The sequence below is a fragment of the Micromonospora sp. DT48 genome, from assembly GCF_049844495.1.
In the GTDB taxonomy this organism is placed as follows: domain Bacteria; phylum Actinomycetota; class Actinomycetes; order Mycobacteriales; family Micromonosporaceae; genus Micromonospora.
Genome location: NZ_JBNCLE010000005.1, coordinates 204,882 through 229,438 on the forward strand (window position 1 = coordinate 204,882; position 24,557 = coordinate 229,438).

General features: G+C 71.9%; 22 protein-coding genes. 15 read left to right on the top strand and 7 right to left on the bottom strand.

What is annotated here, in order from left to right; genetic code table 11:
* Window positions 1-44 precede the first annotated feature (44 nt).
* Complete coding sequence (locus ACLQ2S_RS03965; RefSeq protein ID WP_309222874.1) at window positions 45-503, top strand: GNAT family N-acetyltransferase; 459 nt, start codon at window positions 45-47, stop codon at window positions 501-503.
* 87 nt (window positions 504-590) lie between these two features.
* Here ACLQ2S_RS03965 and rpmB read toward each other — a convergent pair whose 3' ends face one another.
* Window positions 591-782, bottom strand: a complete 192-nt coding sequence (gene rpmB / locus ACLQ2S_RS03970) for a 50S ribosomal protein L28 (protein ID WP_093401721.1) — start codon at window positions 780-782, stop codon at window positions 591-593.
* Between the two features lie 219 nt (window positions 783-1,001).
* On the opposite strand from rpmB, the gene ACLQ2S_RS03975 reads away from it, so the two are divergent.
* Window positions 1,002-2,603, top strand: coding sequence for a DAK2 domain-containing protein (locus ACLQ2S_RS03975; protein WP_425701132.1), 1,602 nt, complete (start codon window positions 1,002-1,004; stop codon window positions 2,601-2,603).
* The gene (gene recG / locus ACLQ2S_RS03980; protein WP_425701133.1) at window positions 2,600-4,804 is read left to right on the top strand and encodes an ATP-dependent DNA helicase RecG; all 2,205 of its coding nucleotides are present in this window, start codon (window positions 2,600-2,602) and stop codon (window positions 4,802-4,804) included. The genes ACLQ2S_RS03975 and recG overlap by 4 nt, the downstream gene beginning before the upstream one ends.
* Before the next feature lie 115 nt (window positions 4,805-4,919).
* Here the strand turns inward: recG and ACLQ2S_RS03985 are convergent, their stop codons facing one another.
* Together ACLQ2S_RS03985 and ACLQ2S_RS03990 are read right to left on the bottom strand one after the other, a co-directional pair.
* On the bottom strand, window positions 4,920-6,422 hold the full coding sequence (locus ACLQ2S_RS03985) for a cell wall anchor protein (RefSeq protein WP_425701134.1): 1,503 nt from the start codon (window positions 6,420-6,422) through the stop codon (window positions 4,920-4,922).
* Window positions 6,423-6,796: 374 nt separating this feature from the next.
* Complete coding sequence (locus ACLQ2S_RS03990; protein ID WP_196222480.1) at window positions 6,797-7,768, bottom strand: LPXTG cell wall anchor domain-containing protein; 972 nt, start codon at window positions 7,766-7,768, stop codon at window positions 6,797-6,799.
* Window positions 7,769-8,015: 247 nt separating this feature from the next.
* On the opposite strand from ACLQ2S_RS03990, the gene rsmD reads away from it, so the two are divergent.
* The 8 genes from rsmD to mutM all read left to right on the top strand — a co-directional run bounded on the left by rsmD (window position 8,016) and on the right by mutM (window position 13,529).
* Window positions 8,016-8,579 carry a 16S rRNA (guanine(966)-N(2))-methyltransferase RsmD gene (rsmD, locus tag ACLQ2S_RS03995; RefSeq protein WP_155215777.1) on the top strand — a complete coding sequence of 188 codons (564 nt, stop codon included), beginning with the start codon at window positions 8,016-8,018 and terminating at the stop codon, window positions 8,577-8,579.
* The gene (gene coaD, locus ACLQ2S_RS04000) at window positions 8,576-9,061 is read left to right on the top strand and encodes a pantetheine-phosphate adenylyltransferase (protein WP_155215775.1); all 486 of its coding nucleotides are present in this window, start codon (window positions 8,576-8,578) and stop codon (window positions 9,059-9,061) included. The genes rsmD and coaD overlap by 4 nt, the downstream gene beginning before the upstream one ends.
* Before the next feature lie 211 nt (window positions 9,062-9,272).
* Window positions 9,273-9,770, top strand: a complete 498-nt coding sequence (locus tag ACLQ2S_RS04005; protein ID WP_309222871.1) for a hypothetical protein — start codon at window positions 9,273-9,275, stop codon at window positions 9,768-9,770.
* Between the two features lie 172 nt (window positions 9,771-9,942).
* Window positions 9,943-10,506 (top strand): YceD family protein, encoded by a 564-nt coding sequence (locus tag ACLQ2S_RS04010; protein WP_155215773.1) that lies wholly within the window; start codon window positions 9,943-9,945, stop codon window positions 10,504-10,506.
* Window positions 10,507-10,511: 5 nt separating this feature from the next.
* Entirely contained in the window at window positions 10,512-10,685 is a 174-nt protein-coding gene (gene rpmF, locus ACLQ2S_RS04015; RefSeq protein WP_091435485.1) for a 50S ribosomal protein L32, read from the top strand.
* 120 nt (window positions 10,686-10,805) lie between these two features.
* On the top strand, window positions 10,806-11,765 hold the full coding sequence (locus ACLQ2S_RS04020; protein ID WP_309222927.1) for a phosphate acyltransferase PlsX: 960 nt from the start codon (window positions 10,806-10,808) through the stop codon (window positions 11,763-11,765).
* On the top strand, window positions 11,762-12,658 hold the full coding sequence (gene rnc / locus ACLQ2S_RS04025) for a ribonuclease III (RefSeq protein ID WP_425701135.1): 897 nt from the start codon (window positions 11,762-11,764) through the stop codon (window positions 12,656-12,658). The genes ACLQ2S_RS04020 and rnc overlap by 4 nt, the downstream gene beginning before the upstream one ends.
* The gene (mutM, locus tag ACLQ2S_RS04030) at window positions 12,651-13,529 is read left to right on the top strand and encodes a bifunctional DNA-formamidopyrimidine glycosylase/DNA-(apurinic or apyrimidinic site) lyase (RefSeq protein ID WP_425701136.1); all 879 of its coding nucleotides are present in this window, start codon (window positions 12,651-12,653) and stop codon (window positions 13,527-13,529) included. Before rnc ends, mutM begins: the two co-directional genes overlap by 8 nt.
* Here mutM and ACLQ2S_RS04035 read toward each other — a convergent pair.
* Together ACLQ2S_RS04035 and ACLQ2S_RS04040 are read right to left on the bottom strand one after the other, a co-directional pair.
* Entirely contained in the window at window positions 13,509-14,351 is an 843-nt protein-coding gene (locus tag ACLQ2S_RS04035) for an endo alpha-1,4 polygalactosaminidase (RefSeq protein ID WP_155215767.1), read from the bottom strand. The two genes, mutM and ACLQ2S_RS04035, sit on opposite strands and share 21 nt — an antisense overlap.
* Window positions 14,352-14,459: 108 nt before the next feature.
* A complete protein-coding gene (locus ACLQ2S_RS04040) occupies window positions 14,460-15,785 on the bottom strand; it encodes a CAP domain-containing protein (RefSeq protein ID WP_309222870.1) in 1,326 nt (441 codons plus the stop codon).
* Between the two features lie 372 nt (window positions 15,786-16,157).
* Here ACLQ2S_RS04040 and ACLQ2S_RS04045 point away from each other — a divergent pair, with 372 nt between their 5' ends.
* The 3 genes from ACLQ2S_RS04045 to ACLQ2S_RS04055 all read left to right on the top strand — a co-directional run bounded on the left by ACLQ2S_RS04045 (window position 16,158) and on the right by ACLQ2S_RS04055 (window position 20,857).
* Entirely contained in the window at window positions 16,158-16,352 is a 195-nt protein-coding gene (locus ACLQ2S_RS04045; protein ID WP_093401709.1) for a hypothetical protein, read from the top strand.
* Window positions 16,353-16,622: 270 nt separating this feature from the next.
* The gene (gene smc / locus ACLQ2S_RS04050) at window positions 16,623-20,237 is read left to right on the top strand and encodes a chromosome segregation protein SMC (RefSeq protein ID WP_425701137.1); all 3,615 of its coding nucleotides are present in this window, start codon (window positions 16,623-16,625) and stop codon (window positions 20,235-20,237) included.
* Window positions 20,237-20,857, top strand: a complete 621-nt coding sequence (locus ACLQ2S_RS04055) for an HAD family hydrolase (protein WP_425701138.1) — start codon at window positions 20,237-20,239, stop codon at window positions 20,855-20,857. The genes smc and ACLQ2S_RS04055 overlap by 1 nt, the downstream gene beginning before the upstream one ends.
* 57 nt (window positions 20,858-20,914) lie before the next feature.
* Here ACLQ2S_RS04055 and ACLQ2S_RS04060 read toward each other — a convergent pair whose 3' ends face one another.
* A complete protein-coding gene (locus ACLQ2S_RS04060; RefSeq protein WP_425701139.1) occupies window positions 20,915-21,436 on the bottom strand; it encodes a DinB family protein in 522 nt (173 codons plus the stop codon).
* Window positions 21,437-21,479: 43 nt separating this feature from the next.
* Entirely contained in the window at window positions 21,480-23,195 is a 1,716-nt protein-coding gene (locus ACLQ2S_RS04065) for an alkaline phosphatase D family protein (RefSeq protein WP_155215765.1), read from the bottom strand.
* Between the two features lie 172 nt (window positions 23,196-23,367).
* Here ACLQ2S_RS04065 and ftsY point away from each other — a divergent pair, with 172 nt between their 5' ends.
* Window positions 23,368-24,555: a signal recognition particle-docking protein FtsY gene (gene ftsY / locus ACLQ2S_RS04070; RefSeq protein WP_155215763.1), complete on the top strand. Its 1,188-nt coding sequence runs from the start codon at window positions 23,368-23,370 to the stop codon at window positions 24,553-24,555.
* Window positions 24,556-24,557: the final 2 nt, after the last annotated feature.

The window sequence follows — 24,557 nt, forward strand, 5'->3', positions numbered from 1 at the left end:
GGCCACCCGGCGGTGCCTGGTCGACCGGGTCGTACCCTGCACGGGTGCACGAGATCGAAATCCACGAGGTGCCGTTCGACTCCCCGGTGGCCCAGCGGTTGATCACCGCTACCCTGGCCGACCTAGCGTCCCGGTACGGCGGCAGCGGCGACGAGACGCCGATCGACGCGAGCGAGTTCGTACCACCGGCCGGGGCCTTCCTGGTGGCCCGGCTCGACGGGCAGCCGGTGGGGTGCGGCGGCTGGCGCAGTCACGGCGACGACGCCGAGTTGAAGCGGATGTACACCGCGCCGGAGGCCCGGGGACGAGGGGTGGCGCGGACGCTGTTGGCGGCCATCGAACGCTCGGCTCGTGAGCACGGCCGCCGACGGCTCATCCTGGAGTGCGGCGACCGGCAGCCGGAGGCGATCGCGCTGTACAAGGCGGCCGGCTACGAGCGGATCCCCAACTTCGGCTTCTACGCCGACGAGCCCGGCTGCCTGTCGTTCGGCCGCACCCTCTGAGCGGCCGAACCGGCTGCGGACACGACAACACCGGCGGGCCCAGCTGGGCCCGCCGGTGAGACGGTCGTGATTCCTGCTGCTACCGCGTCAGGCGCGGGCGACCTTGCCGGCCTTGATGCAGGAGGTGCAGACCTTCAGCTTCTTGGTCGTGCCGCCACCGGCCGGGGTGCGCACCGACTGGATGTTCGGGTTCCAGCGGCGGTTGGTCCGCCGGTGCGAGTGGGACACGTTGTGGCCGAAGCCCGGCCCCTTGCCACAGACGTCACACACGCTAGCCACGGGATACTCCTGGGATTGAAACGTTCATGAAGTCGCCGCCAGGCGCAGCCCGGGCAACCTGGCCAGGGTACCCGATAGGGGAACCGGCCGCCCAACCGGGCTCGGTCGCCGTCACCACGCAAGACCCGGGCGGGACGAGCGGGTGCGCGCGGGCGAACCGGCCGAAGCGGGACCGCCCGGTGCCGGGCAACTGTCAGCGTACGCCAGTAGGCTGCCACCGTGCTGGACACCCTTGACGCCGCCGCTGTGCGCCGCTGGTGCGCCAGCGGTCTGGCCACGCTCAAGCAGCACCAGGGTGAGATCGACGAGCTGAACGTCTACCCGGTGCCCGACGGTGACACCGGCACCAACCTGGTGCTCACCCTCACCTCCGCGCAGCAGGCGCTCGCGATGGATCTCGACACCCGCGCCGACGGCACCTCGACCGCGCACGGGCACGCGCTGCGCCTGATGGCCCGCGGTGCCCTGCTCGGCGCGCGGGGCAACTCCGGGGTGATCGTGGCGCAGATCCTGCGCGGTCTCGCCGACGCCCTGGCCGGCGAGCCGCAGGTACGGGGTCGGACGCTGGCCGTGGCGCTGCGCACGGCGACCGATGCGGCGTACGCGGCGGTCGCCCGCCCGGTGGAGGGCACCCTGCTCTCCGTGGTCTCGGCGGCGGCCGACGCGGCCGAGCAGGCGGACAGTGACGAGCTGCGCGTGGTGGCCCGGGCCGCGGCGAACGCCGCGGCCACCGCACTGGCCCGCACCCCTGAGCAGTTGCCGGCGCTGGCCCGCGCCGGGGTGGTCGACGCCGGTGGTCAGGGGCTGTGTCTGCTGCTGGACGCGCTGGTCGAGGTGGTCACGGGGGAGAGCCCGGAGCGGCCGGCACCCAGCCCGGCGCCGGACCGACCGCCACTGGCCGTCGCCCGCGAGACCGGCTCGGAGGAGTACGCCTACGAGGTGCAGTTCCTGCTCGACGCCGAGCCCGCGGCGGTGGAGCGGATGCGGGAGTCGCTTGACGCGCTCGGCGACTCCCTGGTGATCGTCGGAGACGCGGGCACCTGGCAGGTCCACGTGCACGTCAACGACGTCGGCGCGGCCATCGAGGCGGGCGTGGTCGCCGGCCGACCGCACCAGATCTCGGTGACCCGCTTCGCCGACCAGCCGGAGCCCGCACCACCCCGGTTGTCCGACGGGCGGGCCGCCGTGGTGGTGGCCGCCGGTGCCGGGATCGCCGAGCTGCTCGCCGCCGAGGGGGCCGTGGTGGTGCCCGGCAACCCGTCGGTCGGTGAGTTGCTGGACGCGGTACGCGCCACCGGCGCGGCTCGGGTGGTGGTGCTGCCCAACGACCCGGACGCCCAGGCGGTGGCGAACCAGGTCGTCGAGGAGGCGCACCGGCTGGGGGTGGAGGTGGCCGTGGTGCCGACCCGTTCACCGGTGCAGGCGCTGGCGGCGCTGGCCGTACGCGATCCACGGCGCCGCTTCGCCGACGACGTGATCGCGATGGCCGAGGCGGCCGGCGCCTGCCGGTACGCCGAGGTGTGCCGCGCCAGCCGCGAGGCGCTCACCGTCGCCGGTCCGTGCCATGCCGGCGACGTGCTTGCCCTGGTCGAGGGGGAGGTGAACCTGATCGGTGCCGACCTGGTGGAGACCTGCGTCGAACTGGTCGACCGGATGCTCGGCGGTGGTGGTGAACTGGTCACCCTGCTCGTCGGTGCCGACGCGCCGGCCGGGCTGGTCGACGCGGTCCGCGCGCACCTCGCGGCACGTTGGCCCTTCGTCGAGGTACAGGTGTATCCGGGCGGGCAGCCGCACCATCCGCTGCTGGTCGGTGTCGAATGACCGCAGCACCGTCCGACCTGGACACCCCGCTGAAGAAGCTGGTCGGTGAGAAGACCGCCAAGGCGCTCGCCAGCCACCTCGACCTGCACACCGCCGGTGACCTTCTCTACCACTTCCCCCGCCGCTACGACGAGCGCGGCGAGCACACCGACATCCGCTCGCTGGACGTCGGTGAACAGGTGACCGTGCTGGCCCAGGTGCAGCGCACCGCCGTACGCCCGATGCGTCAGCGCCGGGGCAACCTGCTGGAGGTGACCGTCGGCGACGGCTCCGGCGGCAGCCTCACCCTCACCTTCTTCGGTAACCAGGCGTGGCGCGAGCGGGAACTGCGGCCCGGCCGGTGGGGGCTGTTCGCCGGGAAGGTCACCGAGTTCCGGGGCCGGCGGCAGCTCAACGGGCCGGAGTACGTCCTGCTGGGCGAGCAGACCGACACCGAGGCGGCGGCCAGCGAGCAGATCGAGGAGTTCGCGGGCGCGCTCATTCCGGTCTACCCGGCGGCTGCGGCGGTGCCCACCTGGGTGATCGCCCGCTGCGTACGGGTGGTGTTGGACACCGTGGCGCCGCCGGAGGATCCGCTGCCGGCCACGGTGCGGGCCAGCCGGAACCTGGTCGGCCTCGGCACCGCCCTACGGGAGATCCACCGGCCGTCCAGCCGGGAGGAGCTGTACCGGGCCCGTCGGCGACTGAAGTGGGACGAGGCGTTCGCGGTGCAGGTGACCCTGGTCCGCCGCAAGCGTGACGCCGCCGCCTCGCCCGCCCGTCCCCGTCCCGCGCGTTCGGGTGGCCTGCTGGATGCGTTCGACGGCCGGCTGCCGTACGAGCTGACCGCCGGTCAGCGCGACGTCGGTGGTGAGATCGCCGCCGACCTGGCCACCGGTCATCCGATGCACCGCCTGTTGCAGGGCGAGGTCGGCTCCGGCAAGACCGTGGTGGCGCTGCGGGCGATGCTCCAGGTGGTCGACGCGGGTGGGCAGGCCGCTCTGCTGGCCCCGACCGAGGTGCTTGCCGCCCAACACCACCGGGGCATGCTCGACCTGCTCGGCCCGCTCGCGCAGGCCGGTGAGCTGGGTGCCGCCGAACACGCCACCCGGGTGGAGTTGGTCACCGGTTCACTGGGCGCGGCGGCTCGACGCCGGGCGTTGGCCGAGGTCGCCAGCGGGGCGGCCGGCATCGTGCTCGGCACCCATGCCCTGCTCTACGAGGGGGTCGACTTCGCCGACCTCGGTCTGGTCGTGGTCGACGAACAGCACCGGTTCGGGGTCGAGCAGCGGGACGCGTTGCGGGCCAAGGCGGAGCAGCCGCCGCACGTGCTCGTGATGACCGCCACCCCTATCCCTCGTACGGTGGCCATGACCGTCTACGGCGATCTGGAGATCTCCACCCTGTCCCAGTTGCCGCGCGGTCGTTCACCGATCGCCTCGCACGTGGTGCCGGCCGCCGAGAAACCCGCGTTCCTCGATCGCGCCTGGCGTCGGCTGCGTGAGGAGGTCGACGCGGGCCACCAGGCGTACGTGGTCTGTCCCCGGATCGGCGACGACACGTCCGGCACCGACGAGGAGCCGCCGGCGGTCGACGACAACGGGCGCCGGCCGCCGCTCGCGGTGACCGAGGTGGCGCCGTTGCTGGCCGACGGGCCGCTGCACGGTCTGCGGATCGGTGTGCTGCACGGCCGGCTGCCCGCCGACGAGAAGGACGCGGTGATGCGGGCCTTCGCCGCCGGGAAGCTCGACGTACTGGTGGCCACCACGGTGGTCGAGGTGGGCGTGGACGTGCCCAACGCGACGATGATGGTGGTGTTGGACGCCGACCGGTTCGGCGTCTCGCAGCTGCACCAGTTGCGGGGTCGGGTGGGCCGGGGCAGCGCCCCCGGGCTCTGCCTGCTGGTGACCGAGGCGGCCGAGGGGACCGGGGCGCGGGAGCGACTGGACGCGGTGGCCTCCACCACCGACGGTTTCAAGCTCGCCGAGCTGGATCTGGAGCAGCGCCGGGAGGGCGACGTGCTGGGCGCGGCACAGTCCGGCCGCCGTTCGCACCTGCGCCTGCTGTCGTTGTTGCGCGACGCGGACCTGATCCGGGACGCGCGGGCGGAGGCGATCGCGCTGATCGAGGAGGATCCGGAGCTGGTCCGGCACCCGGCGCTCGCGGCCTCGGTCGCCGCGCTGGTCGACGCCGATCGCGCCGAGTACCTCGAAAAGGGCTGACTGCCTCCGTCCGCTGGTCCACGGTTCGGCCCGCTCCGGTCGCCCGGTGCCGACAGACGAACCGCCCCGGTCACCCGTGGTACGGGGCGACCGGGGCGGACCGGCTCAGCTCAGGTCAGGCGGTGAAGTGGATCCGCCGCCGCCGTGCCATCACGAACAGCACCGCGCCCAGCGCCAGCAGGGCGATCGCACCGGCGGCGATGCCACCGGCCGCGGCACCGGTCACCGGCAGGCCCGGGGGCTCCTCGCCGCCGCCACCGCCGCCGCAGCCCTCGGGCGCGTAGACGACCTCAAGCTCCAGGCCCAGTTCCGGCAGGACGACCAGCGCCGTCTCCTCGTCACCGGCCGGGAAGCTGACCTTCTCGGCCGAGCCCGGGGCGACGGTACGGGTCTCGGTCTTGTCGCCGTAGGTGAACTCCACCTTCACCGGCATGCCACCCTCCGGGTTCGAGGCGGTCAGCCCGAAGGTCTCGCAGTCCGCGTCGGCGGTCACCGTCGGCAGCGGGCACTCCTCGGGACGCTCCCAGGAGTACGTGCCGTTCTCGATGACCTTGCCCTCGACCAGGACCTCGATCTTGCCGGCGTGCTCGGCGGGCACCACAGTCTCGTTGTCCGCCTTGCCCGGCTCCACGGTGACCTTCTTGGACCAGCCGTTCTCGCCCCGCACCTCGAACTCGACCGGGTACTTGGAGATCGAGCCGTCGTTGCTCAGTGAGACGGTGACGGTGCCGTCGCAGGCGGAGGCGAAGGTGGACGCGGGGGTGGTGCAGTTCTTGCTGCCACCGTTGTACCAACCCTGCGGACCCGACGAGCGGTTGCCCGGAGCGCTCTTCTCGCCCAGCTTCTTGGAGCCGTAGCGGGGGCCGTCCTCGACCAGCGGGTCGATGACCTCGTCGACGCCGCCCCAGATCAGGTCGACCTGGGTGTGGCAGTCCGGCACACCGACGTTCAGCTCGATTTCGGTCTGGCCGGCGCCGAGGAAGTCGCTGTCCGGCTCGCCGAAGACGTACTGCGGGGTGGCGAACTGCGGGCGCGGAGCGAAGTACGACACCAGGGTGAAGTACTGCTTCGCGTCGCCGCACAGCGGCAGGTCACCGTCCAGCTTGACCGTCGCGGTGCCCTTCGGGCCGTCGAAGGTGTGGCTGTACTTCGCCTGGCTGGCGTCGACACACTTCGGCGCGGGGTTGCAGGCGGCGTCGGCGGCGAGGTTGATGCTGCCCTCGTTCGTCTTCTCCCGCTTGTTGTCCCAGCGGGCCTCGACGACGAGCTTGGCGCTCGTGGTCGCGCCCGGCACCCGCTGCACGGCCTGGACGGAGCCGCCTCGGGGGATCGCCACACCCTGAAGGTCGACGGAATCGGCACCCGGGACGAGCACCGTGACGGGGGTCGACGGCTCGGCGGTCACCTTCTTGACGGTGGCGGCGGTATTCCGCTCGCTGTTGACCACCTTCCACGTGATCACCCGCTCGCCGCTGAGCTGGTCACAAACGGCGGTGGCGGTGATGGTGGTGTGGTGGGCGGCGGCCGGGGTTGCCGCCACTGCTGCGCCGGTCATGCCGATGAGGGCGGCTGCCAGGACAGCCAGCGGTCGCCGCAGCGACAGCTTGGGTCGGATCACGCGTACTCCCGGGGTGAAAGAGCGTCTGGGTCGGCGCGGGCGGGACGGACGGCGCTGGCGGCACGTTGCCGCGCCTGGGGGGTGCCTCCCGTGCCGATGGCCGGCGGCGAAGACGCCGCACCGGGCAGACCCTAGCGAGATCGTGAGAACCGAAACAGCCCTCAGCAGGCCTTAAGCATGATGTTATGAATGCGAGATCATTGATATACGGTGAGTGAACACCTGGCGGCTTTACGCATCGATGTCCACTTTAGAGGTGACCTGTCCGGGAAACTGGACCGGCTCTGCGGACTGGCGACGATCCGGATCGAAGCCGCCGAGGGCGCGTCGACCAGCAGGTCGACGCGCCCTCGGATCAGGTCGGTTCAGCAGGATCAGGCGGTGAAGCGCACCCGACGTCGGCGGGTCACCACGAACAGCGCCGCGCCAGCGGCCAGCAGCACAGCGGCGCCGGCGATGATGCCGCCGGTGGCGGCACCGGTGACCGGCAGGCCGCCGCCTCCGCCGTTGCCGCAGCCCTCAGGCTGCTCCCAGGCCACCGACTCGCCCTCGACGGTGCCGTCCTCGTCCTCGTAGCTGGGCGTGACGACCAGACCGGGGTACGCGTCGAAGGTGACCGAGGTGGTCTCGCCCGGCACCGCTTCCAGCGTCTTGGTCGCGCCCTTCTCCGAGGTCAGGGTGATCGAGAACGGGACGCCGTCGGCCGGGTTGTTGATCAGGAAGGTCAGCTCGTCGCAGGTCTCGGTGAGCTCGAAGGTCGGCTCACCGGGCTCCGGCACCACCGGCTCGCCGGTCGGCGTCGGGGTCGGCTCCGGGCTCTCGCTCGGCTCGGGGCTCTCGGTGGGCTCCGGGCTTTCGCTCGGCTCGGGGCTCTCGGTGGGCTCGGGGCTCTCGCTCGGCTCCGGGCTCTCGCTGGGCTCCGGCGTCGGCTCGGGCTCCGCGCACTTGCCGACGATCCGGGCCTTACCGGTCTGGGTGTTGGTGACCGTGTTCCGGTTCTTCTTCCAGACCGCCTTGACGGTCAGGTGGGCCTGCTGGCCGCCCGGCACGATCTGCTCGCCGACCAGCGCGCCCTCGCCCGCCTTCGGCACCTCGGCGCCGACGACGATGTTGGTGACCGGGGCGCCGGAGGGCGTCTGCACGGCGGCCACCGTGGCGACCCAGTGCCGCTCGCTGTTGGTGACGGTCCACTCGACCTTGACGGTGCCGTCCGTCAGTTTGCAGCCGACACCTTTGATGATGGGGTGGTGAGCGCTAGCCGGGGCGGCGACGGCGGCAACACCGGCGAGGCCGATCAGCACACCAGCGGCGGCTGCCGCGACGCGCCGGAAGTTCAGACGGTTCACGTCTACTCCTGAGTGGGGGAACCGGAAGCATCGTCGGCGACGGACAGGCCGATCCGTTCCGACACCCGGCAGACATTAGCGATCAGGCTTGGTCGGCCATAGTTTTCATGCGGAGCTAAGGATGATGTTGTTAATCCGTGATCTCCCATATACGGAAGGTCTTCGGATGGGTGCGGAGGATCACGTGCGTCGTGCCGGTCGCCGGTCGGGCGTCGCGTAGCGTCGAGGGCATGAGCAGGAGCGAACGATGACCCGCATCGTCGCCGGCAGCCTCGGCGGCCGGCGGATCACCGCCCCGGCCGGCGCCGGCACCCGACCGACCTCCGACCGGGTACGCGAGGCGTTGTTCAGCGCGATCGAGGCGGAGCTGGACCTCGACGGTGTCCGCTTCGCCGACCTCTACGCGGGCTCGGGCGCGGTCGGCCTGGAGGCGCTGTCACGGGGAGCCGCGCACGCGCTGCTGGTCGAGTCGGACCCGCGTGCCGCCCGGGTGATCCGGGAGAACCTGACGACGCTGCGGGTCGGCTCCTCGGCGCGACTGGTCACCGGCAAGGTCGGCACCGTCCTGGCCGCCGGTCCGGAGGGTGACCCGTACGACGTCGTCTTCGCCGACCCGCCGTACGCGCTGTCCGACGACGGCGTACGGGCGATGCTCACCGCCCTCGTGGACGGGGGGTGGCTGGCACCGGAGGCATTGGTGGTGGTGGAGCGATCCAGCCGTGGCGGACCTGTCGATTGGGTGGAAGGCGTCACTGGCCAGCGTAGTCGCAGGTACGGCGAAACTACTCTTTGGTACGGTCGCCGATCATGAGACGTGCGGTGTGTCCCGGCTCGTTCGACCCGGTCACCAACGGTCACCTCGACATCGTCGGCCGGGCCAGCCGGCTGTTCGACGAGGTGATCGTCGGCGTACTGGTCAACCAGTCGAAGAGTGGCCTGTTCACCGTCGAGGAGCGCATCGAGATGCTGCGCGAGGTGACCGCTTCCTACGGCAACGTCCGGGTGGAGTCCTTCCGTGGCCTGCTGGTGGACTTCTGCCGGGCGCAGCGGGCGACCGTGCTCATCAAGGGCCTGCGAGCGGTCAGCGACTTCGACTACGAGTTGCAGATGGCCCAGATGAACATCGGTCTGGCCGGGGTCGAGACGCTGTTCATGCCGACCAATCCGCTCTACTCCTTCCTCTCGTCCAGTTTGGTCAAGGACGTGGCCAAGTGGGGCGGTGACGTCACGCCGCACGTGCCGGACGTGGTCCGCGAGGCGCTGAAGGTCCGGCTGGCTCCGCCGCCGGCCTGACCGCCGTCCGGCAGTTGCGGTCGCCTTTCCGTCTCCGGCGTGGCCCTCGCGGCGCGGCATGTGCAAGATCGCGGGATGTGATGGGCCGACACGCCCGAGGAGTGGGCCGGGCCATGGACGGGTGCGGGACGACATCATTGGGTGAAGCGGGAAACCGGCCGCAGCCCGCATGATGTAGGTCGGCCCGACGAACGACAGGAGTGAGGTACCGGTGGACCCGCTCGACCGCATCGACGAACTGATCGCCATCGTGGAGCAGGCGCGCTCCGTGCCGATGTCGCGCAACAACTGCATGGTCGACCGGGGCGAGATGATCGCGGCCCTCGACGAACTGCGCGCCGAGCTTCCCGCCGACCTGCGCCGCGCCGCCGCTCTCCTGGAGGAGCGGGACAAGATCATGGAGGCCGGCAAGCGGGAGGCCGACCGCATCATCAGCGAGGGTGAGGCGGAACACGCCCGCCTGGTCTCGGTGAACGAGATCACCGTCTCCGCCGAGCACGAAGGTGCCCGGATCATCGCCGAGGCGCGGGCGGAGGCGCAGCGGCTGCGCGAGGAGGTCGACGACTACGTCGACACCGCGCTGGCCAACTTCGAGCAGTTCCTCACCCGGGCGCTGGCCTCGATAGAGCGCGGCCGGGACAAGATGCACGCACTGCGGGAGATCGGCACCTTCGCCGGTGACGAGGCGGAGCGCCCGCTGCCCTTCTGATCCAGTCGATCCCGACGTCACGGAACGTCCGCTGCCGGCCGGACTGTCCACCGCCGTCGGGATCGTCCGGTGCCTCCGACGCGCCGGGACGGGCTGGTCACCCCCGGTTCGACGTTGGGGCGTCGGTCCGGGTAACCTCGTTTGTCGGCCTCTCACCGGCCGGAGTCTGACTATGCCCAAGAACTCACCCACTTCACTCGACCCCAGGTCGCCGCTGGTCCTCGACACGAGGGAGCTACCGCGCCGACCTGGTGTTCTGCGTACCGTCCAACGGGTGGTCCCGGCACCGTCTGACCTCGGCGTGGAGTTGATCGGCGTGCCGGAGGGCGCGGACCTCGACCTCGATCTGCGGATGGAGTCGGTGTCCGAGGGCGTGCTCGTCTCGGGGACCGTCAGCGGTCCGATCAAGGGCGAGTGCGGCCGTTGCCTGCGCGAGATCAACGACTCGGTGACGGTGACGATCCAGGAGCTGTACGCGTACGAGAACAGCACCACGGACGCCACCACCGAGTCCGACGAGGTGGGTCGAATGCAGGGAGACCTGATCGACCTGGAACCGGCGTTGCGGGACGCGGTGGTGCTCGCGCTGCCGAACAACCCGCTCTGCCGCCAGGACTGCCCAGGGCTGTGCCCCGACTGCGGGGTGCACCGGGACGATCTGCCGGCCGATCACAGCCACCAGCAGATCGACCCGCGTTGGGCGGGCCTGTCGCAACTGACCCGTACAGAGGAGTAAGAACCGTGGCCGTCCCCAAGCGCAAGATGTCGCGCAGCAACACCCGGTCCCGCCGGGCGAACTGGAAGGCCGCGGCGGTCGCGACCGTCGCCTGCCCGCAGTGCAAGTCCGCGAAGCTGCCGCACGCCGCCTGCTCGGTCTGCGGCACCTACAACGGCCGCCAGGTCCTCGAGGTCTGACCCGGACGGCGCGTGACGTCTCCGACCACAGGTCGGGCGACGCACACCCCCCGGCGGTCGCCCGCAACTCCGACCGACGCCGGCCGGCCCACGTCGGCCGGCGTCGAGACGGAGCCGGGCATCGCACGGATCGCCGTTGACCTCCTCGGCGGGGACGACGCTCCCGCCGTCGTGGTGGACGGCGCTCTGCGGGCGGTGTGCGACGACCCCGATCTGCACCTGCTTCTCGTCGGGCCCACCAGGGCCGCCGGCGCGTTGATCGCCGCCCTGGACCCGGCCCAGCGAGACCGGATCACGGTCCGGCCCGCCCAATCCGTCGTCGACATGGCCGACGATCCCAGCGCCGCGCGTGCCGAGACCACCGTCCGCGCGGCAGTCGCCGCCGTCCGGGCCGGGTACGCCGACGCGCTGGTCTCCGCCGGCTCCACCGGCGCGACCGTCACCGCCGCTGCCCTCGGGCTCGGTCGCTGGCCCGACGTGCGACACCCGGCCCTCGCCGCCGCGCTACCCGGCGTCTCCGGCACCGTCGTCCTGCTCGACGTCGGCGGCTCGCTGGAGCCGACCCCGGCCACGCTCGCCCGGCACGCCGTGCTCGGTGCCGCCTACGCGTCGGTGGCCCACGGCGTCGCCGCGCCCCGGGTGGGGCTGCTCTCCGTGGGCACCGAAACCGGCAAGGGCGACCGGACCCGCCGGCTCACCGACCCCATGCTCAGCGCGGCGACGCTGCCCGGCGACGCACGCTACGTCGGGCTGGTCGAGGGGTACGACGTCTGCCTCGGCACGCGCGCCGATGTGGTGGTCACCGACGGGTTCACCGGTAACGTGCTGCTCAAGGCCGTCGAAGGCGCGTACGCCATGGCCGGCGGGCCCCCGCCCGGTGGTGGCGCGCCCCGGGCGGCCGCGCTGCTCGGCGTGGCCGGCACCGTCGTCGTCTGCCACGGTGCCGCCCGCGCCGACGACATCACCTCCGGCATCGCCCTGGCCGCCCACCTCTGGCGGCGCGACGCCACCGAGCGGGTGGCCGCGCTGCTGACCGGGGACCGCACCGATCGCACGACCGACACCGAGGTACGCACATGAGCAACGACAAGCGCAGGCGGCCCGCAATCGGCCACCTGGAGGCCGCCTTCGGCGTCTCACTGGACCCGGAACTGCTGGAACGCGCGCTCACCCACCGCTCGTACGCATACGAGAACGGCGGGCTGCCCACCAACGAGCGGCTGGAGTTCCTCGGCGACTCGGTGCTGGGCGTGGTGATCACGACGGCGCTCTTCCAGAACCACCCCGACCTGCCGGAGGGGCAGCTGGCCAAGCTGCGGGCCAGCGTGGTCAACATGCGCGCGCTCGCCGACGTGGCGCGTAACCTCGGCCCCGACGGGCTCGGCCCCTACCTGCTGCTCGGCAAGGGCGAGGAGACCACCGGCGGCCGGGACAAGGCGAGCATCCTCGCCGACACCCTGGAGGCGTTGCTCGGTGCGATCTACCTCCAGTACGGGCTGGACACCGCCGCCCTCGTCATCCACCGGCTGTTCGACCCGCTGATGGCCGAGTCCGCCGGCCGGGGTGCCGCACTGGACTGGAAGACCAGCCTCCAGGAACTCACCGCCGCGCTCGGCCTCGGCGTTCCGGAGTACCGGATCGAGGGCACCGGACCGGACCACCTGAAGACCTTCACCGCCTGGGTGGTGGTCGCCGGGAACCGGTACGGCGGCGCGGACGGGCGGAGCAAGAAGGAAGCCGAGCAGCGGGCGGCGGAGTCGGCCTGGCGGACCCTCACCGAGCAGGCGGAGGCGACCGCCGACGGCTCGGCGGAGAAGCCGGCAGACGCCACCGACGGCTCGGCGAACGCCACCGACGGCCCGGCGAACGCCACCACCGGCTCGGCGAACGCGACCGACGGCTCGGCGGACGCCACCGACGGTGACAAGCGGGACCTGGTGGACGAGGTCGGGGCCCAGGCACACCATGCCTGAGTTGCCGGAGGTGGAGACCGTCCGGCAGGGACTGTCCCGCTGGGTCACCGGTCGCCGGATCCTGTCGGTGCAGGTGCGGCATCCCCGGGCGGTCCGTCGGCACCTGCCCGGCGGGGCCCACTTCGCCGACGTTCTGGCCGGTCGGAAGGTGCTCGACGTCCGGCGGCGCGGCAAGTACCTCTGGCTTCCGCTGGACAGCGGCGACGCCGTCGTCGGGCATCTCGGCATGTCCGGGCAGTTGCTGCTGCAACCGGCGGACGCGCCCGACGAGACCCACCTGCGGGTCCGGTTCCGGTTCGACGACGACGGCCCCGAGCTGCGCTTCGTCGACCAGCGCACGTTCGGTGGACTGTCGGTCAGCGAGGGTGGCGGCACCCTGCCGGCGGAGATCGCCCACATCGCCCGCGACCCGCTCGACCCGGAGTTCTCCGACCCGGAGTTCGTGGCCGCGCTGCGCCGTCGGCGTACCGAGGTCAAGCGGGCGCTGCTCGACCAGAGCCTGATCTCCGGCGTGGGCAACATCTACGCCGACGAGGCGCTGTGGCGGGCGGGACTGCACGGCACCCGCCCCACCGACGCGCTCACCGGCCCGGCCGCACAGCGGCTGCTCGGGCACGTGCGGGACGTCCTCGGTGAGGCGATCACCGCCGGTGGCACCAGCTTCGACGCCCTCTACGTCAACGTCAACGGCGAGAGTGGCTACTTCGACCGGTCGTTGAACGCGTACGGGCGGGAAGGGCAGCCCTGCCGTCGCTGTGGCACGCCGATCCGTCGTGAGGTGTTCATGAACCGCTCGTCGTACAGCTGCCCCCGGTGCCAACCCCTGCCCCGGACCAGGCCGAGCCCGCCGTCAGGGGGCCGCACACGGTAGCCGCCAGGCGTCCAGGCTGCGGTTCTTGCGCACGGAGGCGAAGCCGTAGCCGACGCTGGTCACGCAGAAATCGGTGACGGCACCGGAGTACTCGACGTGGAACACCGGTTTACCGGCGTCGACGAAGGGCAGCAACCGGTCACACTGGCCCAGCCGTACGCACTCCTCGTTGACGGCGAAGTCGAAGTCCGGGGCCAGCGCGGCGACCTGCGGCAGGTCGTTCAGCAGGCCGGGGGAGAGATCGAGCGAGCGGGCCAGCGCGGCGACCCGACGGTTGAACGCCAGCTGGTGGTCGAACTCCAACGCGAAGCCGGAAGGCCTGTCGTAACCGTCGGCGTCGGCGAACACCACCGCGCCGAATCCCTTCCCACGGCAGAGCCGGAACCGGTCGGCGAGCACCGGTCGCAGGACCTCCCACCGGCGGACGTCCAGCCAGACGCGCCCGGTGTCGGCCGCCGTGGCACCGCGTACCGGTGCCGGATAGCGACTGGCGTCGGGGTCGGCCGGGTGCATCGAGCCGATGTGCACCTGACAGACCAGCCGACGTTTGCGGGAGCGTAGCTCGGCGGTCTGCGCGGTGGTGGTGCCGACCGGGTCGAGGACGAACACGTCCGCCTCGACCTCCGGATCGAGCACCCCGGTGAGCTGCCACTGCCATTGCCAGTGCCGCGCCGAGGTGCTCGGCCAGTTGGTCGGTGCCCCCGGTGGCGTCAGCTCCGGCCGGCAGGCGGCCACGGTGACCAGCAGGGTGAACGTCAGACCGGCGGGCAGCGCCCGGCGGTGCACCCACCGCGCCGGTCGCCCGCCCAGGCCGATCCGCATCGCCAGCTCCGCAGGTCGCGGGGCGGCATCGGGCCGCCCGAGCCGGTACGCCGGGTCTCGGCGTACCCCACCCGGTCAAACGAGCGCAGACCCGACAAGGATTCGCGCTCAGCGTGGTGCGGCGAAGACCTGCGTCCAGTACGGCCCGTTGCTGCTCGCCACGCCGACGCCGATCTCGGTGAAGGCGCAGTTGAGGATGTTCTGCCGGTGTCCGGGGCTGTTCATCCAGGCGTCCATGACGGCCGCCGGGGTGCGCTGGTTCCAGGCGACGTTCTCGCCGTAGGTGCGCCAGGCGTAGTCGACCCGATCGATCCGGTCACCGGGATCGCTGCCGTCGCTGCCGGTGTGCGACATGTTCTGGTGGTCGGCCTGGTCCTGGCTGTGCCGCTGGGCCGCGGTCATCAGCTTGTCGTTGATGCTGAGCGCACCGCAACCGGCCTTCGCCCGCTCGGCGTTGACCAGCGCGACCACCTCCTCCGCCTCGGAGGCGACACCGGCGGAGGACGACGGGCTGGTCGAGGCGCCGCGGCTCGGACTGCCCTGCCGGTCGGCGTTGAGCCGGGACGCGGCAGTGGTGCGCGCTGGCGAGGGTGTGGCCCGCGCCGACCGGCTCGCCGACGGTGACGCGGTGGCGGTGCTGGGAGAGGCGCTCGGGCTCGCGCTGGGACTCGGGCTCGGGCTCTCGGACAGGTCGAACGGAAGGGCCTGGTCCTCGTCCTCCGTCAGTGCCGGCGCGCTGGCGACAGGTGCCTCGTCGGCCGTGGTGGACGGGGTGTCGTCGCCGGGCAGTGCCAGGGCCGCGACCCCGATGCTCACCACGAGGGTGGCCGCCGCGGCGGCACCGCCCATCACCAGGGGGCGGGACCGCCGCCCGGACCGACGGCCCTTGCCGCTCGGTTCGCGTCCCGGCTCGTCGGCTCCGACCGGCTCGCGGTGCGCGGTCTGCGCCGACTGGTAGGGGGAACGGAGGACCGGTTCGGCGTACGGGTCGGTCCGGTCGGGGTAGCCGACGGACTGATCGGCGTACCGGTCGGGCCGATCATCGTAGGCGTACGGGCTGCCCTGCGGCGACGCGTGGGGGGTGGACCAGCCGTCGGTGTCGCGGTGGTGCCGTCCGGCCTCCTGCCAGGACGACGCGGAGGTGTCGTGCCAGTCCTGTCCCGCCGTCGGGTACGCCTGCTCGGTGGGCTGGTAGGGGTGCTGATCGGCAGGCCGCCACTGCTCGGTGGGCTGGTGGGGGTGCGTGAGGTCGGATCGCCACTGCTCGGTGGGCTGGTCGCGGTACCACCCGGCCGAGGGCTCCTCCGGGTCGTCGCCGAACAGATAGGACGACCGTGGTGCCGGCCGGTCGGTCAACCAGGCCGGTTCGTCGGTCCACGATTCCTCTCGCCGGGGGGTGTGTTCCGGGTCGATCGGATCATTCCAGCCGTGCACGCCGGTTGCCTCCACACATCAGTTGAGAGCCGGGGTGACGCTACGTGCCGCTTCTGAGCAGCAGCAATCTGGCTAAGGAAGAGTTAAGAGGAGCTTGTACGTCCGGGTGAGGTCTTCGGCGATTCCGAAGCGTAGAGTCGAGATGTCCGGACAGAGCGTGTCCGCGCCTTTGAGGCAGCCTCCCGCGACAGGTGTGGCCGACACCGAGATGATCTACGGCCTGCGTGAACTTGACGAAGCAGGGGCTGTCGGCTCAATATGGTGTTGTCGCCAGTCGCGCCCGGCCATGCCCAGAAATTGTGGGAATGGTAGTCGCGTTCACAGGGGCGCGCGTTGGCCGGCCTCTCCGGCAGCGCACATCAAGGAGTAAAAATGGCGAAGGCCCTCTACGGCCACGTAGGTGCGGCGCCCGACCGGCGCCTGCTCGACGAGGTCACCCGACTGCGTGCCAGGGTTCAGTCCCTAGAGTTCGAGGTCACGCGCCTGCGAGCTGAGAACGATCGGCTCGCGGCGGCTGCGGCGGAGGCGGACGATCTGCTCCGTCTGGCCGAGCCCGCGTTGACCTGACCCACCTGGCCGCATACCGCGACCGCACCCATTGGTCGCGACAACTGAACAGCACCACCGCACTGAGCGCGCCGACACCATGTGCCGGCGCGCAGCTCTGTGCGTACCCGGTCGGCATGGGATGTTCGGGGGCACGCGACCCGGACGGTGCCGGCGACCGGCAGGCGGGTCGCGTCGTGTGCGCCACCCGGTCCCGGGTTAGTCTGCGGGTTTACCAGGGTCCGCGCAGCCGGGCGACGGTACGGCGGCCACCGGACGAGGATCGAGAAGGTGCATCTCAAGAGCCTGACGGTGAAGGGCTTCAAGTCCTTCGCCTCCGCGACAACGCTCAAGCTGGAGCCGGGGATCACCTGCGTGGTGGGCCCCAACGGCTCCGGCAAGTCCAACGTCGTCGACGCCATCGCCTGGGTGCTCGGCGAGCAGGGCGCGAAGGCGTTGCGCGGCGGCAAGATGGAGGACGTCATCTTCGCCGGCACCGCCGGACGGGCGCCGCTGGGCCGCGCCGAGGTGACCCTCACCATCGACAACACCGACGGTGCCCTACCGATCGAGTACACCGAGGTCTCCATCACCCGCCGGATGTTCCGTTCCGGCGAGAGCGAGTACGAGATCAACGGCGACTCCTGCCGGCTGCTCGACATCCAGGAGCTGCTGAGCGACTCCGGTATCGGCCGGGAGATGCACATCATCGTCGGGCAGGGCCGCCTCGACGGGATGCTGCACGCCAAGCCGGAGGACCGGCGGGCGTTCATCGAGGAGGCGGCCGGCGTCCTCAAGCACCGCAAGCGCAAGGAAAAGGCGCTGCGCAAGCTCGACGCGATGCAGACCAACCTCAACCGGCTCACCGACCTCACCGCCGAGCTGCGCCGACAGCTCAAGCCGCTCGGCCGACAGGCCGAGGTGGCGCGCCGCGCCGCGGTGATCCAGGCCAACCTGCGCGACGCCCGGCTGCGGCTGCTCGCCGACGACCTGGCCACGTTGCGGACCACGCTGGACAAGGAGATCGCGGACGAGACCGCGCTCCGGCAGCGACGCGAGCAGGTCGAGGCCGAGCACGCCGAGGTGCAGTCCCGCCTCGGTGAACTGGAAGAGGCGCTGGCGTCCGACGCGCCGCTGCTGGCCGCCGCGCAGGACACCTGGTACAAGCTCTCCGCGTTGCAGGAGCGGTTCCGCTCGATCGAACAGCTCGCGGTCGAGCGGCTGCGGCACCTCAGCGCCACCCCGGACGACGAGCGCCCGGGTCGGGACCCGGAGCAACTGGAGGCCGAGGCCGACCGGGTACGCGAGCAGGAGGAGGAACTGCGCGCGGCGCTCACCGACGACCAGATCCGGCTCGCCGAGGCGGTCGAGCACCGCCAGGAACTGGAACGACAGCTCGCCGCCGCCGAGCGGGAACTGGTCGCCGCCGCGAAGGCGATCGCCGACCGGCGTGAGGGCCTGGCCCGGCTGACCGGGCAGGTCAACTCCGCCCGGGCGCGGACCACCAGCGCCGGTGAGGAGATCGAGCGGCTCGCCGCCGCGCACACCGACGCGCTGGCGCGCGCCGAGCGGGCCCAGGCCGAGCTGGACGCGGTCGCGGAGCAGTCCACCGAGGCGGATCGCGACAACGCCGACCTGGACGCCCGGCACGCCGAGGCGGTCGCCGCCCAGGAACGGGCGCAGGCCACGGTGCGTGCCCTGTCGGACGCGGAACGGGCGGCGGAGAAGGACGCCGCGACCTGGAAGGCCCGGGAGGAGGCGCTCGCCCTCGGCCTGCGCCGCAAGGACGGCGCCGGGGCCCTGCTGGCCCGCGCCGACCAGGTCCCCGGCCTGTTGGGTGGCCTCGCCGGCCTGCTCACGGTGGCCCCGGGCCACGAGGCCGCGCTCGCCGCCGCGCTCGGTGGTCTGGCCGACGCGGTCGCGGTGACCGGCGTGGACGAGGCGGTCGAGGCGATGCGCCTGCTCAAGATCTCCGATGCCGGGCGGGCCGGGCTGGTCGTCGGTAGCCCCGCCGGGCCGGGGATGACCGGCTCGGTCGACGCGTTGCGGCCGAAGCTGCCCGACCGCGCGCACTGGGCACCCGACCTGGTCGAGTGCGACGCACAGATCCGGCCCGCGGTGCACCGGGCGCTGCGTGACGTGGTCCTGGTGGACGACCTCGCCGCCGCCGCCGAGGTGGTCGCCGGCAACCCCGAACTGCGTGCGGTCACCCGGGAAGGCGACGTCCTCGGCGCATACGCGGCGGCCGGCGGGTCGGCCAAGGCACCCAGCTACATCGAGGTGCAGGCGGCCGTCGAGGAGGCGCGGGCCAACCGGCTGGCGGCCGAGCGCACCAGCGCCGAGCTGCGGGAACAGCTGGTCGAGGCGCGTGCCGAGGTGGCCGTCGCCAAGGAGGCGGTGCAGCACGCCGCAGCGGCCAAACGGGAGGCGGAGAGCCACCGCAACGCCGCGGCGCGGCGACTGGCCGAGCTGGGGGCCGCCGCGCGGTCGGCGAAGGCGGAGACAGACCGGCTCGGCGAATCCCGCTCGCGTGCCGAGGCGGCCCGGGAACGGGACCTCGCCACCCTGGCCGAGCTGGAGGAACGGCTGCGGTTGGCCGAAGCCACCCCGATCGACGCGGAACCCTCCACCGAGGAACGCGACCAGCTCGCCGCGATGGTGCCGCAGGCCCGGCAGAACGAGATGGAGGTCCGGCTCGCGGTGCGTACCGCCGAGGAGCGGGTGGCCTCCATCTCCGGACGGGCCGACTCACTGCGCCGGCAGGCCAGCGCCGAGCGGGCGGCCCGGGAACGGGCGGCGGCCCGCCGCGCGGCACGGACCCGGGGCGCCGCCATCGCCCGCGCCGTGGCCGGTGGTGCGCGGACAGCGCTGACCCAGCTGACCAGCAGCATCGCGCGGGCGGAGGAGCACCGCGACACGGTGGCGCGGGAACGGGCCACCCGCGAGGCGGAGCTACAGGAGGTGCGAGCGGCCGCGAAGCGGTTCGGTGCGGAACTGGAACGGCTCACCAGTCAGGTCCACCGGGACGAGGTCGCCCGAGCCGAGCAGCGGCTGCGTATCGAGCAGTTGGAGGCCAAGGCCGCCGAGGACTTCGGCCTGACGGTCGAGACGCTGATCGCCGAGTACGGCCCGAGTCAGTTGGTGCCGCCCACCGAGGCCGAGGTGGCCGCCGCCGAGCGGGACGGCCTCGCGGTGCCTGAGCCGGTCCGCTACGAACGCCCGGTGCAGGAGAAGCGGGCCGCCAAGGCCGAACGGGAACTGGCCCTCCTCGGCAAGGTCAACCCGCTCGCGCTGGAGGAGTTCGCGGCGCTGGAGGAGCGGTACAAGTTCCTCTCCGAGCAGTTGGAGGATCTCAAGGCCACCCGGCGTGACCTGCTCACCGTGGTCAAGGATGTCGACGACCGGATCCTGGAGGTCTTCGCCAGCGCCTTCGCCGACACCGCCCGGGAGTTCGAGCAGGTCTTCACCGTGCTGTTCCCCGGCGGGGAGGGCCGGTTGGTCCTCACCGACCCGGACGACCTGCTGACCACCGGCGTCGAGGTCGAGGCCCGCCCGCCGGGCAAGAAGATCAAGCGGTTGTCGCTGCTCTCCGGCGGAGAACGATCCCTGACCGCGGTGGCGATGCTGGTGGCGATCTTCCGTGCCCGGCCCAGCCCCTTCTACATCATGGACGAGGTCGAGGCGGCTCTCGACGACGTGAACCTGGGCCGGCTGATCACCCTGCTGGCCCAGCTGCGGGAGAAGAGCCAGTTGATCGTCATCACGCACCAGAAGCGGACCATGGAGATCGCCGACGCGCTCTACGGTGTGACGATGCGCGGCGGGGTGACCCAGGTGATCAGTCAACGGCTCAACCGGGCCGACGGGGAAGACGAGCGGCAGAGCCGCGGCGAGGAGAACGGGTAGTGGCTCGGGAACGCGCGACGGCGCTCCTGGTGGACTTCGACGGTGTGCTGCGGCGCTGGGATCCGGCGGTCGCCGCCGGCGTCGAGCGGGAGTACGGCCTCTCCGCCGGTGTGCTCGGCGAGATCGCCATGCAGTGGGGACGGCTGCAACCCGTGCTCACCGGCCAGATCAGTCACGCCGACTGGATGACCAGCGTGGCCGACGCGCTCACCCCGTCCGTGGGGGACGCCGAGCGGGCCCGGGCGGCGGTGGCGCAGTGGCAGCGCTATCGCGGAGAGGTCGATGCGGAGGTGCTGGCGTTCGTCCGCGAGGTCAGGGCCGCCGGCATCCGGGTCGGACTCGGCACCAACGCGACCGACCTGCTCGACGCCGACCTGACCGCGCTCGGTCTGACCGACGAGTTGGACGTGGTGGTGAACTCCTCGGTCATCGGCGTGCACAAGCCGGCACCCGAGTACTTCCAGGCCGCCTGTGCGGCGCTGGAGACCTCGCCGTCGCGGGTGCTCTTCGTCGACGACGAGGATCGGGCGATCAGCGGCGCGCGGGCGGCCGGACTGTCGGCGTACCGCTGGAACGGGCCGGCTGACCTGCGTTACCTGCGCGCCGCGCTGGCCGGCTGAGGCGCGCCGTCGCCGGCCCGGTCGCTGTCTGCTGGTGACGACCGGGCCGCGTGCGGTTCACTCGCCGACGACACCGTCGATGCGTTCGCGGATCAGGTCGGCGTGCCCGTTGTGCCGGGCGTACTCCTCGATCATGTGGACGTAGACCCAGCGCAGGTTGAACGTCCGCCGTTTCGGACCGACCTCGGTGAACGTCTCGTCGAGCGACCGACCGACGACGGCGGCACGGGCCAGCGCCACCTCCCGGTGGTAGGTGGCGAAGTCCGCCTCGGCGTCGGCGTTGCTGACGTCGTGGTCGGCGTCCGGATTCTCCGGCGTGTAGTACGGGTAGTCGACCTGCTCACCGGCGAAGTTCTCGCGGAACCACCAGGCCTCCACCTCCGCCAGGTGTCGGACCAGCCCGAGCAGGGTGAGACCGGACGGCTCGACGCTGGCGGTGCGCAACTGCTCGGCGGTGAGGCCCGCGCACTTGAGCAGGAGGGTCTGCCGGTGGTAGTCGAGCCAGCCCGTCAGCATGGTGCGTTCGTCACCGACGTAGGGCTCCGGGGTCCGGTCGATCTGTGGTGCTGTCCATGTCATCCGAGGATTCTGGCCCGTACGTCTGACAGGTGGCGAGGCGGATTCAGCCGCCGGTGCCCTCGGCGAGCCGCTGCCGCGCCACCTCGTGCAGGTCACCGTCGTTGGTGGTGCCCTCGATGATCACCTCGGCCCCGCGACCGGCGTGGGTGAGCGTCGCCACCGCGTTGCCGAAGTAGGGCCCGGCCAGCCGGCGCCACTTGACCAGGGGGCGGCGGACCCCGGCCGTGCGGGCCAGGGCACGTGTCGCCCCGGCCGGGCCGCGCGCCCACCCGAGCCGCATCAACGGGCGCATCCCGGCGGGCACCTGGTTGTGGATCGGCGAGCAGGTCAGCTGGTGCACCGGGGTGCGTACGGTGGGGTCGGCGAACCGGACCCGCGCCACGTACGAGTGGTGCACGTCGCCGGAGAGCACGCTGATCGACGCCGGTGGCGGGTACGCCGGACCGGCCCCCTTGCGGTCGTCGGGCGTGCCCGGTTCGCCGCCGCCGATGCGGGCGAACAGTTCGGCCAGCGCGTCGAACGAACGGCGGAACGCGGCCCAGTGCTCCAGGTCCAACCCTCGGCGCAGCTGTTCGCCCAGCCGGGCGACCCACGGTCGGGGCGAGTCCGCCAGCTTCTCGTTCCACGCCTCGACGTGGTGGATGCCCGGTGGCAGCAGCCAGGGCAGCGAGGAGCCGACCACGAGGTGGTCGTAGCCGCCGTGTGCGCGGTCGACGAACCACGACCACTCGCCGGGCGGCAGCATCGCCCGACGGCCCGGCAGCAGCACCCGGCTGCACCGGTTGTCCAGCATCACCAGTCGGGTGCGGCCCAGGTCGAGCGAGTAGCTCCACTGGTACTGCACCGCCTGCCAGCGTTCGGTGTCGTGGGCCAGGTCCGCCTCGGTGTCGACCCGCGCACCGAACTCCCGCAGCACCTCGGTGGCGTCCTCCGCAGCGCTCACCTTGGCGAAGACCGGGTCCGCGGCGATCTCGTCGGGGGAGAGGTTGCCGAGGTGTTGGTAGACCCAGTAGGAGGCCAGGCCACTGGTGATCCGCTCGGCCCACCACGGCTGTTCGCGCATGTCGGCCCGCCAGGAGGCCGAGGTGTTCCAGTCGTCGATGATCTCGTGGTCGTCGAAGATCATCACGCTCGGCATGGTGGAGAGGAGCCAGCGAATCTCCGGATCACTCCACGACTCCAGGTACAACTTCGTGTACTCGTCGAAGCTGACCACCTGGTCGCTCGGGGCGTCCGCCGGACGCCGCCGCCGTCGACGCAGCAGACGCTTCACGGTCCGCGAGGTCTCGTCGGCGTAGACCTGGTCGCCGAGCAGCACCAGCAGGTCGGGCAGGGCCGCCGGGTCGGATTCGGCCATCACCCGCCGGGCGTACGCGTCGAGCGCGTCCGGCGGCAGCTTACGGGTGGTGGCGTGCGGGGTGGCCTCCCGGCAGGAACCGAAGAGCAGCCGGACCGGCTGGTCCCGGTCGTCGGCGGCCCGGGTCCGGATGACACTGGGCGGAAAACGGCTCTCCGGCAGCGGCCAGACCACCCGGTCGTCGACCAGCACCTCGTAGCGGGTGGTGCTGTCCGGGGTGAGGCCGTCGACGACCACCAACGCGTAGTGGTGCTCGTACGCGCTGAAGGTGGGTGCGGTGCCGCTGGCACCGTCGGCCGTGCGGACGGTGACCACCGACGGCGCTGTGGTCTCCACCCACACGGTGGCCCGAGTGCCGACGACCCGGCGTAGCAGGGGGCCGATGAGCAGCTCGGCAGCCATACGGACACCTCCAGACGAGAGAATGTCATCCTTTACTACCCGGCTGGTGGCGCACCACTGCCAACTGTGGCCGAGACTACCGCCGATTTTTGATCACCCCGGGGGCAGAGCGCCGTCGCCCGGCGGGGCCGGTGGCTGAGACGCGGTCGCCGGCATCTGACAGGATTCCGGCATGACGGAATACCTCCTCATCGCTCTCGCCCTGCTCGGCCTGCTGATCCTCGGCGGCATCGGGCTGGTCGTGCCGCGGCTGCGCCGACGGCCTCAGCCGCCGCTGCCGCGTACGGAGGTCGACACGCGGGCGGAAGAGGACCTCGCCGGCCCGCCGGTGCAGGCACCGGAGGCCGATCTGTCCACCGGTGTCCTGGTCGAGCCGCCGGTCGTCGAGGCACCGGCACCGACCGTCGAGGTGCCCGAGCCGACCGCCGGACGGCTGGTGCGGCTGCGGTCACGGCTGTCGCGGTCGCAGAACGTCTTCGGCAAGGGCCTGCTCGGCCTGCTCAGCCGGGACCGACTCGACGAGGATGTCTGGGAGGAGATCGAGGACAGCCTGATCACCGCCGACGTCGGCATCGACGCCACCCGGGAGATCGTCGACCGGCTGCGGGAGCGCACCCGGGTGCTGGGTACCCGTTCGACGGCCGAACTGCGCACCCTGCTCGCGGCCGAGCTGGTCAACGCGCTCGACCCGTCGCTGGACCGGTCGCTGCACACCGCCCCGAAGGAGGGCGTGCCGGCGGTGCTGCTCGTGGTCGGGGTCAACGGTGCGGGCAAGACCACCACCTGCGGCAAGATCGCCCGGGTGCTCATCGCCGACGGCCGTAGCGTGCTGCTCGGCGCGGCCGACACCTTCCGCGCCGCCGCCGCCGACCAGTTGCAGACCTGGGCGGGTCGCGTCGGTGCCGAGACGGTGCGTGGCCCCGAGGGCGCCGACCCGGCCAGCGTCGCCTTCGACGCGGTCAAGCGGGGCATCGAGACAGGGGTGGACACCGTCCTCGTCGACACCGCCGGCCGCCTGCAGAACAAGATCGGCCTGATGGACGAGCTGGGCAAGGTCAAGCGGGTGGTGGAGAAGCACGGCCCGATCGACGAGACACTGCTGGTGCTCGACGCCACCACCGGCCAGAACGGGCTGGAGCAGGCACGCGTGTTCACCGAGGTGGTCAACGTCAGCGGCGTGGTGCTGACCAAGCTCGACGGCACGGCCAAGGGCGGCATCGTCATCGCCGTGCAGCGCAAGCTCGGCATCCCGGTGAAGCTGGTCGGCCTCGGCGAGGGCGCGGACGACCTGGCGCCGTTCGACCCGGCCCAGTTCGTCGACGCGTTGCTGGGTACCGAGCCCACCGGTCAGACCGCGTAACC